Source organism: Kribbella pratensis, from assembly GCF_004366075.1.
Lineage (GTDB): Bacteria > Actinomycetota > Actinomycetes > Propionibacteriales > Kribbellaceae > Kribbella > Kribbella pratensis.
On sequence record NZ_SODU01000001.1, the window covers coordinates 1,445,688 to 1,458,523 of the forward strand.

General features: G+C 69.5%; 13 protein-coding genes and 1 pseudogene. 6 read left to right on the forward strand and 8 right to left on the reverse strand.

The window, feature by feature from the left end; all coding sequences use genetic code 11:
• Nucleotides 1-591 precede the first annotated feature (591 nt).
• The 5 genes and pseudogenes from EV137_RS06925 to EV137_RS06945 all read right to left on the reverse strand — a co-directional run bounded on the left by EV137_RS06925 (nucleotide 592) and on the right by EV137_RS06945 (nucleotide 5,236).
• Nucleotides 592-1,569 carry a ribose-phosphate diphosphokinase gene (locus tag EV137_RS06925; protein ID WP_133998812.1) on the reverse strand — a complete coding sequence of 326 codons (978 nt, stop codon included), beginning with the start codon at nucleotides 1,567-1,569 and terminating at the stop codon, nucleotides 592-594.
• 37 nt (nucleotides 1,570-1,606) lie between these two features.
• A complete protein-coding gene (locus EV137_RS06930; RefSeq protein ID WP_134127259.1) occupies nucleotides 1,607-2,629 on the reverse strand; it encodes a threonine aldolase family protein in 1,023 nt (340 codons plus the stop codon).
• Entirely contained in the window at nucleotides 2,626-3,999 is a 1,374-nt protein-coding gene (locus tag EV137_RS06935) for a class II 3-deoxy-7-phosphoheptulonate synthase (protein ID WP_238175137.1), read from the reverse strand. Before EV137_RS06935 ends, EV137_RS06930 begins: the two co-directional genes overlap by 4 nt.
• Before the next feature lie 43 nt (nucleotides 4,000-4,042).
• A pseudogene (locus tag EV137_RS06940) lies at nucleotides 4,043-4,435 on the reverse strand (DUF2237 family protein).
• A 36-nt stretch (nucleotides 4,436-4,471) separates the two neighbouring features.
• On the reverse strand, nucleotides 4,472-5,236 hold the full coding sequence (locus EV137_RS06945; RefSeq protein WP_133998821.1) for a lysophospholipid acyltransferase family protein: 765 nt from the start codon (nucleotides 5,234-5,236) through the stop codon (nucleotides 4,472-4,474).
• Between the two features lie 345 nt (nucleotides 5,237-5,581).
• On the opposite strand from EV137_RS06945, the gene EV137_RS06950 reads away from it, so the two are divergent.
• Genes EV137_RS06950 through EV137_RS06965 form a run of 4 tightly spaced genes read left to right on the forward strand, consistent with a single transcriptional unit; the run spans nucleotide 5,582 to nucleotide 8,828 of the window.
• A complete protein-coding gene (locus EV137_RS06950) occupies nucleotides 5,582-6,376 on the forward strand; it encodes an alpha/beta hydrolase (RefSeq protein WP_238175138.1) in 795 nt (264 codons plus the stop codon).
• Nucleotides 6,369-7,079 (forward strand): hypothetical protein, encoded by a 711-nt coding sequence (locus tag EV137_RS06955; protein WP_133998825.1) that lies wholly within the window; start codon nucleotides 6,369-6,371, stop codon nucleotides 7,077-7,079. Before EV137_RS06950 ends, EV137_RS06955 begins: the two co-directional genes overlap by 8 nt.
• Nucleotides 7,080-7,135: 56 nt before the next feature.
• The gene (locus EV137_RS06960; protein WP_134127261.1) at nucleotides 7,136-8,377 is read left to right on the forward strand and encodes an ornithine cyclodeaminase, nickel-pincer nucleotide-dependent; all 1,242 of its coding nucleotides are present in this window, start codon (nucleotides 7,136-7,138) and stop codon (nucleotides 8,375-8,377) included.
• A gap of 25 nt (nucleotides 8,378-8,402) precedes the next feature.
• On the forward strand, nucleotides 8,403-8,828 hold the full coding sequence (locus EV137_RS06965; RefSeq protein WP_134127263.1) for a YybH family protein: 426 nt from the start codon (nucleotides 8,403-8,405) through the stop codon (nucleotides 8,826-8,828).
• On the opposite strand, the gene EV137_RS06970 is transcribed toward EV137_RS06965, so the two are convergent.
• Complete coding sequence (locus EV137_RS06970; RefSeq protein ID WP_134127265.1) at nucleotides 8,825-9,343, reverse strand: hypothetical protein; 519 nt, start codon at nucleotides 9,341-9,343, stop codon at nucleotides 8,825-8,827. The genes EV137_RS06965 and EV137_RS06970 overlap by 4 nt on opposite strands.
• Before the next feature lie 93 nt (nucleotides 9,344-9,436).
• On the opposite strand from EV137_RS06970, the gene EV137_RS06975 reads away from it, so the two are divergent.
• Both EV137_RS06975 and EV137_RS06980 read left to right on the forward strand, forming a co-directional pair.
• Nucleotides 9,437-10,186 (forward strand): enoyl-CoA hydratase-related protein, encoded by a 750-nt coding sequence (locus EV137_RS06975; RefSeq protein WP_134127267.1) that lies wholly within the window; start codon nucleotides 9,437-9,439, stop codon nucleotides 10,184-10,186.
• 40 nt (nucleotides 10,187-10,226) lie between these two features.
• Entirely contained in the window at nucleotides 10,227-10,970 is a 744-nt protein-coding gene (locus tag EV137_RS06980) for a phytanoyl-CoA dioxygenase family protein (protein WP_134127269.1), read from the forward strand.
• Here the strand turns inward: EV137_RS06980 and EV137_RS06985 are convergent.
• Both EV137_RS06985 and EV137_RS06990 read right to left on the reverse strand, forming a co-directional pair.
• A complete protein-coding gene (locus EV137_RS06985; protein ID WP_134127271.1) occupies nucleotides 10,960-11,655 on the reverse strand; it encodes an endonuclease/exonuclease/phosphatase family protein in 696 nt (231 codons plus the stop codon). The genes EV137_RS06980 and EV137_RS06985 overlap by 11 nt on opposite strands.
• The gene (locus EV137_RS06990; RefSeq protein ID WP_133998846.1) at nucleotides 11,652-12,794 is read right to left on the reverse strand and encodes an ROK family glucokinase; all 1,143 of its coding nucleotides are present in this window, start codon (nucleotides 12,792-12,794) and stop codon (nucleotides 11,652-11,654) included. Before EV137_RS06990 ends, EV137_RS06985 begins: the two co-directional genes overlap by 4 nt.
• Between the last annotated feature and the right edge of the window lie 42 nt (nucleotides 12,795-12,836).

Sequence of the window (12,836 nt, forward strand, 5' to 3'; positions counted from 1 at the left end):
TGACCGTCGGGGCGGCAGCGCCGCGTGCATTAGGCTGCGACATCGAGCGCGCCCCGCGATCGCTGTGCTCAGTCGCAACCCGCTCACCGGAGGGACTCGAGGATCCCGCGGACCACGAGGAGCTCAATGACGACGAACGTGATCAGTGAAAGCCCGTTCGCTGACGATGTGCGCGCCGTGGCTGCGCACTACGGCGTGACGGAGAGAACGTGGTGCCGGCTCCGACTCAGGGCGAGGTGAACCTGACGGTCTTCCTCGGCGGTTGTTATCGGTTCGCTTGTAGCCGAGCGCTGGATGCGTGGGCGGGAAAGTAGCAGTCGCCAGCGGCACGGGTCAGTTGGGTGCGGGCTTTGGTTGGTAGTCGCCCGCGAGCGGTAGCGAGCAGATCGCCGGCGGCAGCCGGCAGTTGGGAGTACGGCGCTAAGCCGGGGGCGGTGGGAGCGCGCGGAGTGGGTGCGCTGAGGAGCGGAGCGACGAAGTTAGCGCCCGCGTAGCACGCGGGGGTTAGACCACATTCCTACTCATCACAGCCGTCTGCTCCAACCACATTCCCACCATCACAACCGCATCCCTCACAAGCTCCCCGGCGTACTAGAAGGGGAGTTTGGGTTGGGGTGGGGCGTGGGTGGGGTCTACGCCGTCGAAGAGGCTGCTGACGGATTCGCCGTCGTGGATTCGTTTGATGGCTTCGGCGAAGAGGCCGGCTACTGAGGTGACTTGTAGGTCGGGGAAGCCGGTGGGGCGGGGGACGGTGTCGGTGCTGATGACTTCGGTGATGGAGGGGTGGGAGCGGAGGCGCTCGACCGCGGGGCCGGCGAACAGGCCGTGGGTGCAGGCTACGGCGGCCGACGTGCAGCCGCGGTCCTTGAGGCGGTCCAGGAGTTCGATGATGGAGCCGCCGGTGGCGATCTCGTCGTCGAGGACGATCGCGCGTTTGCCGGCGACGTCGCCGACGATGGTGTCGATGACCACGCGGTCGTCGGCGAGCCGCTGCTTGCTGCCGGCCGCGACCGGGAGCCCGAGCAGGCGGGCGAACTGCGTTGCGGTCTTCGCGTTGCCGAGGTCGGGGCTGACCACGACGGTGTCGGACAGGTCGCGCCCGCGGAAGTGGTCGGCGAGGATGCCGATCGCGGTCAGGTGGTCGACCGGGACCGAGAAGAAGCCGTGGACCTGGGGAGCGTGCAGGGACATCGTCAGGACGCGGTTGGCGCCGGCCGTGGTCAGCATGTCGGCGACGAGCCGGCCGCCGATCGAGATCCGGGAGGCGTCCTTCTTGTCGGACCGTGCGTATGCGTAGTGCGGGATGACGGCGGTGATCTGCTGCGCCGACGCGCCGCGGGCGGCGTCGATCATCAGCAGTAGCTCCATCAGATGGTCCTGCGTCGGCGGTACGAGCGGTTGCACGATGTACACGTCTCGTTGCCGGCAGTTCGCCTGCAGTTGGACCTGCAGGCAATCGTTGCTGAAACGATGGATCTCGACCGGAGACAACGGTACGCCGAGATCTTTACAGATCTGCTCCGCCAACTCGGTGTGGGCACTTCCGCTGAACACGACGATCTCTCGCACGGCTCTCCCCGAACGCTGCGACCCCGACAGCTGAACCCTAACCGATCAGCCGCGCGAGAATTTCCGCGGCCGTACGGCAATCGGCTGCCGACGCGTCGAGGTGCGTGACGACCCGCAGCTGCGTCGCCCCGACACCACCGATCAGTACGCCGGCGTCGCGAGCGCCGGCCACCACCTCGGCGACCGTGCGACCGGTCGCGGCCAGGTCGGCGACGACGATGTTGGTCTCGACCTGGTCGGGCTTCACCGAGCCGGGTGCCGCGTCGGCGAGCACCTCGGCGATCGCGCGGGCGTTCGCGTGGTCCTCGGCGAGGCGCTCGACGTTGTGTTCGACGGCGTACAGCCCGGCCGCCGCTAGTACGCCGGCCTGCCGCCAGCCGGCGCCGAGACGCTTCCGCCAGATCCGTGCCTCGCGGATCAGCTCCACAGAGCCCACGAGAACGGAGCCGACCGGCGCGCCGAGGCCCTTGGACAGGCAGACACTCGCCGCGGCCGCTCGCGAGGCAAAAGACGCGACGGGCCGTCCAGTGGCGACACCAGCGTTCCACAGTCGGGCGCCGTCGAGGTGCAGCGGGATACCGCGCGCATCGAGTTCGTCCGCGAGTACGTCGTACCCGTGCTGGATCGACCCGCCGCCGAAGTTGTGCGTGTTCTCGACCGAGACGGCCGACGTGACGACGAAGTACGGACCGAGGTCGGGCGCGATCAGCGCGCGGATCTGCTCGAGGTCGATCTGCCCGGACGACGCGCTCCACGTACGGGTGGTGACACCGCTCACGGCCGCGTGCGCGCCGAGCTCGGCCCGCGCGATGTGCGCACTCGCCTCACACAGCACCTCACCGCCGGGCGGCACCAAAGAACGTACGCCGAGGATGTTTGCGAGCGACCCCGTGACGGTGAAGAGACCGGCCTCGTGCCCGAGCAGCCCGGCGACCCGTTCCTCCAACGCGTTGACGGTCGGGTCCTCGCCGTACACGTCGTCGCCGAGCGGGGCCGACGTCATCGCGGCCAGCATGTCCGCGGACGGGCGGGTGACGGTGTCCGAGCGGAGGTCGATCATGCCTGTGCGCCGCGCAGGCGTTCCGCGACGAGGAAGGCCAGCTCGAGGGACTGGTGCCGGTTCAGCCGCGGGTCGCAGGCGGTCTCGTACCGGTTCACGAGGTCCTCCGCGACCAATTCCTCACCGCCGCCGAGGCACTCGGTGACGTCGTCGCCGGTGAGCTCCATGTGGACGCCGCCCGGCCACGTCCCGACCTGCTCGTGGGCGTCGAAGAAGCCTTGCACCTCGTCCATCACGTCGTCGAAGTTGCGGGTCTTGTACCCGTTCGGCGTCTCGTAGGTGTTCCCGTGCATCGGGTCGCACACCCACGCGATCGGTGAGCCGTGGTCGCGGACCGCCTCCAGCAGCGGCGGCAGCGCCGAGCGGATCTTGCCCGCGCCCATCCGGGTGATGAAAGTGAGCCGTCCTTCGATGCCCTTCGGGTTCAGCTTGTCGATCAGGGCCCGGATGTACTCCGGCGTCGTGGTCGGACCGATCTTCACGCCGAGCGGGTTCGACAGCGAGGCGAGGAACTCGACGTGGGCGCCGTCCAGCTGACGGGTCCGCTCCCCCACCCAGAGCAGGTGGCCGGACACGTCGTACGGCTGCTCGGTCCGCGAGTCGATCCGGGTCAGGGCGTGCTCGTACTCGAGGATGAGCGCCTCGTGCGACGCGTAGAAGTCGACGGTCCGGAACTCGTCCGAGGTCGCGCCGCACGCTCGCATGAAGGCCAGCGCGCGCTCGATCTCCGAGGCCAGCTGCTCGTAGCGGCGGCCGACCGGGGAGGACTTCACGAAGTCCGTGTTCCAGGCGTGCACCTGGTGCAGGTCGGCGTACCCGCCGGTGGTGAACGCGCGGGTCAGGTTGAGCGTCGCCGCGGCCGCGTTGTAGACGCCTCGGAGCCTGGCAGGGTCCGGGATCCGCGACTCGGGGGTGAAGTCGAAGCCGTTCACGGCGTCACCGCGGTACGACGGGAGCGTCACGCCCTCGCGGGTCTCCTCCCCGGACGAGCGCGGCTTGGCGTACTGCCCCGCGATCCGGCCGATCTTCACGACCGGCACGCTGGCGGCGTACTGCAGTACGACGGACATCTGCAGCAGCACCCGCAGCTTGGCCCGGATGTTCTCCGCGGTCACGCCCGCAAACGTCTCCGCGCAGTCGCCGCCCTGGAGGATGAACGCCTCACCGCGGGCGACCGCACCGATCTTCGTCGTCAGGTCGTCGCACTCACCGGCGAACACCAGCGGCGGCAGCGTCCGGAGTTCCGTGATCACCTGCTCCAGCACACCCTGATCCGGCCACTCCGGCTGCTGCAGCGGCTTCAGCCCCCGCAACTCGTCCAGCGTAGGAACCCCGGGAACCTCACCCGCCGTCAACGTCGCAAATTGCATGCCCTCAGCCTAGTTGACCCCCTTCACACGCTGCGTGCGCGTCTCAGGTGAGGGAGCTGGGGTCCTGGGGGACGTCTACGGCTTGGGCGCGGAGGGCAGACAGGGGGATGGTGTCCAGGGCGCGGACGTGGGTCGATGCGAGTACGACGGGGGCCGGGGAGCCGGCGTGGTACGACTGGAGCCAGCGGGCTGCTACGACGCACCAGCGGTCGCCCGGCTTCAGGCCCGGGAACTGCCACTAGGGGCGCGGGGTGATCAGGTCGTTGCCGATCGAGGCCTGGTGGGCCAGAAAGTCCGACGTCATCACCGCGCAGACGGTGTGGTTGCCGAGATCCTCCGGACCGCTCGTGCAGCAGCCGTCGCGGTAGAACCCGGTCACCGGATCGGTGCCGCACTCCTCGAGCGGCTCACCGAGCACGTTCAGGTCGTTGTCCATGACGGCAATCCTCGCCGTACGACAGCCGGAATGCGGTCAGCTGGCCTTGGTGTCGCCGAGGCGGACGTGCTCGTCGATCGACTCGCCGGCCTTGAGCAGTTCCTTGGCCTTGTCGGCGTACATGTCGACGTACTCCTGGCCGGACAGGTCCATCAGGGCGTACATGATCTCGTCGGTGACCGAGCGCAGGACGAAGCGGTCGCGCTCCATGCCCTCGTAGCGGGAGAAGTCCAGTGGCTCGCCGAACGCCACGCCCGGGCGCACCAGGCGCGGCAGCAGCCGGCCCTTCTCGCGGTAGAACATCTTCGGCCGGATCGAGCCCGGCGGCTGCAGCTTCTCGGTGTCGATCATCGCGACCGGGATCACCGGGACGCCGGCCACGATCGCCATCCGGGCGACGCCGGTCTTGCCCTTGTACAGCCGACCGTCGGGCGAGCGGGTGCCCTCGGGGTAGATCCCGAACAGGCCGCCCTTCTCGAGGATCCCCAGGCCGGTGTTCAGCGCGGCCAGCGAGGCGCGGCCGCCGGAGCGGTCGATCGGGATCTGGCCCACGGACCGGAAGAACGTGGCGACCAGCTTCCCCTTCAGGCCGGGACCGGTGAAGTACTCCGATTTGGCCGGGAAGACGATCTGCCGGGGAATCGAGACCGGCAGGAAGATCGAGTCGCAGAACGCCAGGTGGTTGCTGACCAGCAGCGCCGGACCGTCGGTCGGCACGTGCTCCGTCCCGGTCACCTTGGGCCGGAAGAGCAGCCGGACCAGTGGTGCGACCAAGAACCGTCTGAGGAACAGGTACAGCATCCGCCTCGACCTCCGTCACTCGCCCGACACTCACCAGCACTCATTGAGAGCCCACGTCACCATCGTCGGCCCGTACCTGCGTCCGGCACCAGTGCCCGCCGGTGGCGGTCACGCGACAACTCCGGCGCGCCACCTTCCGGTGCGGACACTACGTTCCAGCTTCCCCCTCAGGCAATGTCACCGCCAGGAATGCGAGTGTTGCTCACCGTGTTGTCACCTGGATGCAGACTGGATGCAGACTCGTTGCGGCCCAGATGCGACGATTGTCACGCGCCTCAGGGCCCAGTTGTGAAGGCCCGGTGGTACGGCGCAGTTGTGAGGACAGTGAACGGCGAGGAGTCGAGCGTGCCAGTGCAAGCCCACGCGGAGGAGTTCCGCAGTCCCGGCACCGGGGGGAACGCCGCCGTCGGCGTACTGCTGAGCCACGGATTCACCGGTTCGCCGCGGTCGATGCGGCCGTTCGGTGAGCACCTGGCCGCCGAGGGGTACGGCGTCGCGGTACCGCGGCTGCCCGGTCACGGGACCAGCTGGCAGGAGATGAACAAGACCGCCTGGCCGGACTGGTACGCCGTACTCGACAACGAGTTCGAGCGGCTGCGCAAGGAGCACGACAGGGTCTTCCTGGTGGGGCTGTCGATGGGCGGCTGCCTGGTACTGCGGCTTGCGGAGCAGCAGGGAGCGGACGTATCCGGTCTGGTCCTGATCAACCCTTCGGTGCGCACCGACGACAAGCGGCTCGCGCTGCTGCCGGTGCTGTCCAGGCTGGTGCCGTCGTTCCCGGGCATCTCGAACGACATCAAGAAGCCCGGCGTCGACGAGGGCGCGTACGACCGGATGCCGCTGCGGGCGCTGCACTCGCTCTCGCAGCTGTGGAGGATCACCCGGGACGATCTGGCGAAGATCACGCAGCCCGTGCTGTTGTTCCGCAGTACTGTCGATCATGTGGTGGAGCCGAGCTCGGGGCGGGCAGTGCTGTCCTCGATCTCGTCCCGCGACGTGACCGAGACCCTGCTCGAGGACAGCTACCACGTGGCAACTCTGGACAACGACGCACCGCGGATCTTCGCGGACTCGACAGCCTTCATCAGCCGGCTGAGCGAGCCCCAGAGTGAGTCCAAGATTGAGCACCGCAATGCGTGACAACGGACTGACCGCGACGTCGTACACGTCGCTCGGTGGCATCGATCCGCTGGTCGCGGAGCCGGTGCTCGACGCGCTCAAGGCGGCCGGCATCGCGGCGTACTGCGAGAACCAGAGCGAGGCCCTGCGTGAGGTCGCGGCGCCGGAGGAGGCCGAGGAGCCGGTCCGGATCCCGGTCGGGTACGACGAGATCTTCGTCGACGCCGAGGCGGTGGAGCGGGCCCGCCCGGTGATCGACCGCAGTACCGAGGACGCCGAGTGGCAGTCGTTGGTGGAGCAGTTCAACCAGCCGTCCGCGCCGGGGCACGACGGCGGCGAGGAGACGGTGGCGCGCTGGCCGGCGAGCGAGGACGTCGACGACAAGTACGAGCCGCTGATCGACGTACCGGCCGGGCTCACCGTCGAGGAGAAGAAGACAGAGGACGCGGAGCCGCCGGCCAGGAAGGCCGACGACCCGCACGACCACTACGTCCCGCCGGAGCCCCCGCGCGGGCCGCGGCTGGACTGGATCAGCCGGCTCGCCTGGCTCGGGCTGCTCGGCGGCCCGCTGCTGCTGATCCTGGCCGCCCTGCTCGACTTCGGCACCGGCCGGATCACCACGCTCGCGGTCACCGGATTCATCGGCGGCTTCCTCACGCTGGTCTTCCGGATGAAGGACCGGCTCCCTCCGGGCGACGGCGGTGACGACGGAGCCGTCGTCTGAGTTAGAGTGCGGATCGTCGGACAATCTGACGACATCACTCGTTTGGGAGGGCACCCGTGCAGGTCACCGAGACCGTCGAGATCACCGGCCACCTGATGGACTCCGGGCTGCTGTCCCGGGTGCTCGACGACATTCGCGGGTACGGCGGCGAGTACACGCTGGACAAGTTCGATCTCGGCTACGACAAGGACGACCCGTCCACGGTCCGGATGACGGTCGGCGCGGAGGACGAGGAGTCGCTGCAGCGGCTGCTGATGCGGATCCAGACCAAGGGCGCGAACCTGGTCGACCCCGGTACGCCGGAGATCACCGAGGTCAGCCAGGACGGGGTGTTCCCGGACGGGTTCTACTCGACCACGAACCTGCCGACGAGCGTCCGGCTCGGCGGTCACTGGGTCACCGTCCAGAACCCGGAGATGGACTGCGGCCTGCTCGTCGAGGGTGACCCTGAGTCCGGCACCGTACGGACCATTCCGATGTCCGAGGTCCGGGCCGGGATGAGGATCATCACGAGTGCGCAGGGCGTGCGGGTCACGCCGCCGATCGTGACGAGCACCGAGGACGGATTCGGCTTCATGGAGTCGGACGTGTCGTCGGAGAAGCCGCAGCGGGTGCTGGTCAAGCAGGTCGCGGACGGGATGCGCGAGGCGAAGGCGAACGGGCAGAAGGTGCTCTGGGTCGGCGGGCCCGGCATCGTGCACACCGGCGCCGCGCCCGCGATGGTGGCGATCGTGGAGGCCGGGTACGTCGACGTACTGTTCGCCGGCAATGCGCTCGCGACGCACGACATCGAATCGTCGCTGTACGGGACGTCGCTCGGCGTGGATCTCGCCCGCGGGCGGGGTGTCGAGCACGGGCACGAGCACCACATCCGGGCGATCAACACGATCCGCAAGGCCGGGTCCATCGCGGCGGCGGTCGAGCAGGGCGTGCTGACGTCCGGGGTGATGCACGCGCTGGTTCGGCAAGGTAAGAGTTTCGTGCTGGTCGGGTCGGTGCGTGACGACGGGCCGCTGCCGGACGTCTACACCGACGTACTCGAGGGCCAGCGCGCGATGCGGGCCGAGCTGGACGGCGTCGGGTACTGCCTGATGGCCGCGACCATGCTGCATTCGGTTGCCACCGGCAACATCCTGCCGGCGTCGATCCCGTTGACCTGCGTGGACATCAACCCGGCGACGGTGACCAAGCTCGCGGACCGCGGCTCGTCCCAGGCCCGCGGGATCGTCACGGACGTCGGCCTGTTCATCGAGCACCTGGCCCGCGAACTCTCCCCGTCGTACGCCGACATGAAGTGACCCCATCGCCGTACACGCTGGTCCTATGCTGAATCAGGACTTCGAGTCGTTCCTGCGGCGCTTCGAGGAGGCCAACACCGCGTTCGTCAACGGCGATCCGTCGTTGTGGTTGCCGTTGGTGTCGCGCAGCGAACAGACCTCGATCTTCGGCGGGTTCGGCGGCCAGGAGGTCGGCTGGTCCGAGATCGGGCCGCGGTACGAGTGGGCGTCCTCGCAGTTCCTCCCCAGCGGCGCGAAGATCGAGTTCGAGTACCTCGTCAAGCACGTCGGCGCGGACACGGCGTACACGGTCGCGATCGAGCGCGGCACCGTCCAGCACGTCACCCAGCCGGCCCCGGTGCCGCACCTGCTGCGCACGACGATGGTGTTCCGGGCCGAGGACCGCGCGTGGAAGATCACCCACCGCCACGCCGACCCCCTCAACCCCACCTCGGCCCCGACGGGGCCTTAACGGCTGAGGTCGCGGTGCCCGCCGGGGCGATAGCCGCTGCCCTCCCGACGGCCCCACTCCGGAGCGCTGCCGGCCCGCACTTCCGGTCCGCCGGCGTCCAGGCCGAGCGACATCGCCTTGCCGGCGTCGGGACCGTGCTGAACCGTCCGCTGCAACGCCTCGGCGAACTCGATCACCTCTCGGACCTCGTCCTCGACGTCGAAGTCGTTGCGGGCCAGGCTCCGCATGCCCGCCCGCGGAAAGTTGTGCCGCAGGACCACAGCCTCCGTGTAGGTCTTGTCCGGCTCGATGAACGCGTTGTCGCGATCGGGTGCCACCAGCAACTGCTGCTGCTCCGCATGCGAGCTCTGACCGACGGCGTGCAGCCAGCCGTCGTCGTACCGCTTGGTCTCGGAGAACTCGGACCCGTTCGCCTCGCAGGTGGCCCGCACCGCTTCGATCAGATCCTTGCCTTTGATCGGCCGATCGAACCGGACCGTCTGGCGGACGTTCGAGCCACTGATGTCAATCGTCATCCCGGCACCCTTTCACGTCACCGGGGCGACCTGTCTGCACCGTCACGTCCGCCTGGGCATGACGCCTGGACCGCGAGCGTGTTGGATGGCGGTATGACGGAACTCGTGCACCTGGACACCGATGGCGGCGTTGCCACGATCACGCTCGACTCGCCGCACAACAAGAATGCGTTGTCGCAGCAGTTGACCGGTGAGTTGCTGGCGCGGCTCGAGGCGGCGGGTGGGGACGATGCGGTGCGGGTGATCGTGGTTCGGTCGGCGCTGGACGTGTTCTGCTCGGGGGCCGATCTGTCCGAGGCGACGACCGTCGGGATGGGCGTCGGCGCGCAGCGGATGGTCGACGTGCAGCGGGCGATCGTGGCGAACCCGAAGCCGGTCGTCGTGCGCGTCGCGGGCCCGACGCGAGCGGGTGGCATCGGGATCGTGGCGGCGGCCGACATCAGCGTCGCCGGGGAGAGCGCGACGTTCGCGTTGACCGAGGTCCGGCTGGGGCTCGCGGCGGCGACGATCTCGCTGACGGTCCTCCCCCGGCTCACGGACCGCGCGGCGGCATACACGTTCCTGACCGGCAACGCCTTCGACGCCCTCGAGGCGGCGCGTCTAGGCCTGCTCACGCTGACGGTGCCCGACAGCGAACTGGACGCCGCCGTCGACACGGTGCTCACGTCGCTCCTGAAGGGCGCACCACAGGGCCTGCGCGAAACCAAGAAGCTCCTCAACCGCGAGTTGCTCGCCGACATAGATGCCCGCGGCAAAGACCTCGCCGACCTGTCCGCATCCCTGTTCGACTCCCCCGCCGCCCAAGAAGCCATGCTCGCGTTCCTGAACCGCAAGAAGAGCTAATTCGTTTGCCGCACACCGATGCCGCTGCTGGACTGGCGGCATGCGGCAGCTCACCGAGGCACAGCGCACGCAGTTCCGGAACCAGGGGTACGTCGTAATACCCGGCGTACTCACCGACGACCAGATCGCCGCCGCTCGCCGCATTGTCGGCGAGATGCTCGAACGCCAGCCGCCGGAGGGTGTCGGCGCGCACTTCCTGTGGCCCGCCCTCGACGACGGACACCCGCTGCTGGCGTTGTACCGCGCAGCTGGGATCGCGGAGCTGGCCGCGCAGTTGCTGCGGCCGGAACTGGAGCTTCTCGAGCCCGACCAGGCCCAGGTCGCGACGACGATCCCGCCGTGGCCGCACCGGCCGGGCGGACCGCACGTCGACGGGATCACGCCGGGTCTGGAAGACGGCACGCCGGGGACGTTTACGATGCTCGCCGGATTGTGGCTGACTTCTCACGAGGAGCTGGACCGGGGCAATCTCTACCTCTGGCCGGGGACGCACCTTCGCTTCGGCGAGTACCTTGCCGACCGTGGCGCCGACGCGCTGTCCCGGGTCGACGAGATGAATCCGGGCCCCTACCCCGACATCCCGCTCGGCGATCCGATCCAGGCCACCGGAGCGGCCGGCAGCGTGCTCTTCGCGCACTATCTGCTGGCGCACAACATCGGCGGCCACTCCGGCAGCGCGGACGACGTACGCCGGGAAACCCTGTACTACCGGCTCCGGACCACGACGCATCGCGCCAACTGGCGGGCCGCGGTCACTGATCCGCTGCTCGAGTTCAGACCCTGATCTCGATCAGCATCGGGAGGTGGTCGGAGGCGGCGGCGAGGTCCTCTGCGGAAGCGGGTGTCGGGAGGATGCGTCCCTGCAGCGTCGGCGACAGGTGCGCGCCGTCGATGCGTTTGTGGGGATTCGTGGAGCTGAAGGTCGGGCCCGCGTCGGCGCCGAGGTCGGTCAGGCCTTCCTCGGCCAGTCGTTTCCACACCGGGCCGTCGGGTTCCTCGTTCAGGTCGCCGGCCAGCAGGTACGGCGTGCCGAACGCGCGGCATCGCTTCAGGATCTGCTCGAGCTCGCGCTGACGGCCGAGGATGTGCAGGCCGAGATGACAGCAGACGACAGCGACCGTCGTCGTGCCGACGAGGACCTGACCGCCGACGGCGCCGCCGGGCAGCTGGGTGGCGACGAAGTTCAGGCGCCGGCGGACGAACGGCCGCCAGACCCGCCAGCGCAGCGGATCGCCGAGCTCGATGCCGTCGGCAACCAGGATCGCGTTCCGGGCGGCGGCCGCGACGTACCGCATCCCGAAGGTGGCGGCCATCGCCCGGCGCTTGCGACGGGTGCCGAACCAGGTCGGCGCCTCCTGCACGAGCATCACGTCCGGCGCGCACGCCCGCACCACGCGAGCGAGCGCCGTACGGTCGTCTCCCCACCGGTGCACGTTGTACGACAGCACCCGCAGGGCGCCGTCACTCATGCCTCAGGGTCGCCGTTCAGGTCAGCCGGGTGCAGGTCGGTGTCCTGCGCCGCGGCGCGCATCCCGGTACGCCGTCCCGCGGTCTTCCGGGCCGCCCGCTCGAGGCGGGTCGACCGTCCGCGCGCCGCAGCCGTCTTCGCGGTCACGGCAGTGGTCTTCACCCGGACCCGGCGCAGCCACGTCGCCTCTTCACGCGCCAGGTCGGCCGCACCGACCAGGCCCGCCTCCGGCCCGAGCACCGCGCGCACGATCCGCGCCTCCGGGCGGAATCCGCGGCCGGTCAGCGTCCGCTTGAACGCCTCCCGCGCCGGCGCCAGCAGCAGCTCGCCCGCGTCGGACACGCCACCGCCGATCACGAACGTGCCCGGGTCGAGCGCGGCGGCCAGGTTCGCGAGGCCGATGCCGAGCCAGCGGCCGACGTCCTCGAGCAGCTCGACCGCGACCGGGTCGCCGTCCTTGGCCAGCGCGGTCACCATCGGGCCGTTGATCTTGCGCGGATCGCCCTCGGCCGCCCGCAGCAGGTTGTGCGCGACCGGCGAACCGGACAGCGCCAGCTCACGGGCCTCCCGGGTCAGTGCGTTGCCGGAGGCGTACTGCTCCCAGCAGCCGCGGTTCCCGCACTCGCAGCGGTGACCGCCCGGCACGACCTGCATGTGCCCGAACTCGCCCGCGATCCCGAACTTCCCGCGCTGCAACGCGCCGTCGTTCAGGATCGCGCCGCCGATGCCGGTGCCGAGGGTGACGCACACCAGGTGGCTCTCGCCCTGACCGCCGCCGAACCGCCACTCGGACCAGGCGGCCGCGTTCGCGTCGTTCTCGACCACGACCGGCAGGCCGAGCCGGCGCTCGACCGCGTCCCGCAGCGGCTCGTGCCGCCAGGCGAGGTGCGGTGCGAACAGCACCGACGACCGAGTGCCGTCGACGAACCCGGCGGCGCCGATGCCGACCGCGATCACGTCGTGCCGCGACTCCAGGTCGCGCACGATCTCCGCGATCGCGTCCTCGGTCTCCTTCGGGTCCGTCGTCGGCGTGTCCCGCCGCAACCGGTCGAGGATGTTGGCCTCCGGGTCGACCACCCCGGCGGCGACCTTGGTCCCGCCGATGTCGATCCCGATCGTCAGTGCCTGCGTCAACGCCAAGGTTCGACCTTCCTCGCGACCCCCGCCGGGCCAGGATGTGTC